Annotated in this window: 1 protein-coding gene; it reads left to right on the top strand. The window is 38.4% G+C overall.

Annotated elements, in window-relative coordinates; translation table 11 throughout:
- On the top strand, nucleotides 1–1306 hold a 1306-nt coding region (locus Q0296_RS00710; protein WP_366939711.1), incomplete at both ends, for an LPD23 domain-containing protein.

The following is a 1306-nucleotide window of genomic DNA, read 5'->3' as shown; positions in this document are numbered from 1 at the left end:
GGGTGGGGACGCGCTCTCCGACCTAAGCTCCCCACGAACGGCTAAACGAGGATCGGAAGCCGATGCAACAATTATATCCCAAAAAGGAAATTTAATCAATGAAAAAGCAAAGAATAGCACCTTACCAAACGGCGTTTCTGGTATCGGCGATAATGGCAAGCTTGGTAAAATAGGCATACAAAAAGACTATGATAGCGAGTATTTAAAGCTAAACCATGCAACTTATTCAAGTAAGGCAGACAAGGAAAACAAGAGGCTTTTAAGAAGAAATGAAAAATCTCATCTAGTGGGGTCGCCTACTCCCACACAGCTCACTCTTGGCGAAGCCACAGAGCCAACGGCGGATGGTGCAAAAGCACTTTTAGATGAGAATTCTAAAGATGCTGGCATTATCCAAACTTTCATCCAGCCAGGTAGCAAATCAAACAGTGAGCTTGGGCTACCAAATGAGATTATACCAAAACAAACACAAGAATTAGATAAAACTTTTAAAAACCAAAAAGACAAAAACACTAAGACTATCAATGCAGGCCCACATATCGCAAGTGGCTTACTTGGTGGCACAGCAAATGGTGCTGATGAAAACGGTAACGTTAGCCCTGAAGAGTTTGGAAGGGGTTTTATATATGCATTGTTTGGGTCAAAGTTTAGTGCTTCAGCAGTTAAACGCATAAGCCCAGAGCTTTATAATTCTATTCTTGGGCTTGGCAAAAAGATGCCACAAATGGCAAAAGATAATCCAAAATTATTAACTAAAATTTATGGATCAGCAAAGAGCAATAGTATAAATTCTTTTGCAGGAGAAAAAGCACTTAACGCTAGCGCCAATAAACTCTCAAAAGCCAAAGCTATGCTAGAAAAAGGCGAAGATGAAGTTAAAATTTGGCAAAGCACTGGTTGGTATAAAGATAAAGATAGCGCTTGGAAGTTTGAGATAGATGATAGCCCAGCTAAAATCAAAAATCAAAACGCAGATAAATTAGGTGACTTACTGGGGCATAAGGAGCTATTTAAGGCATACCCTGAGTTAAAGGATATAAACGTAGTAAAAATAAAAGATGAACTTTACAATAAAAACTTAAAGGATTGGCACAAAGAGAGCTCCCCACTAACTAAAAACACAGATGGAACCCCAAAAATTTTTTATCATGGGACTAAAAAATCAAATATAAGCGAGTTTGACCAAAAGTTTGATAAAAGTAAGTGGGGTTTTTTCTTCGCAACTAAAAAAGAGATAAGCGAGCCATATTCAAAAGGGCGATATGGACTAAAAGAACCAAATAGCGGAATTATGGAGGTATATATA

This window comes from uncultured Campylobacter sp. (assembly GCF_937890585.1).
Taxonomy (GTDB): Bacteria; Campylobacterota; Campylobacteria; order Campylobacterales; family Campylobacteraceae; genus Campylobacter_A.
Note: the sequence above shows the minus strand (reverse complement) of the source record. Positions and strands in the feature narration are given on the sequence as shown.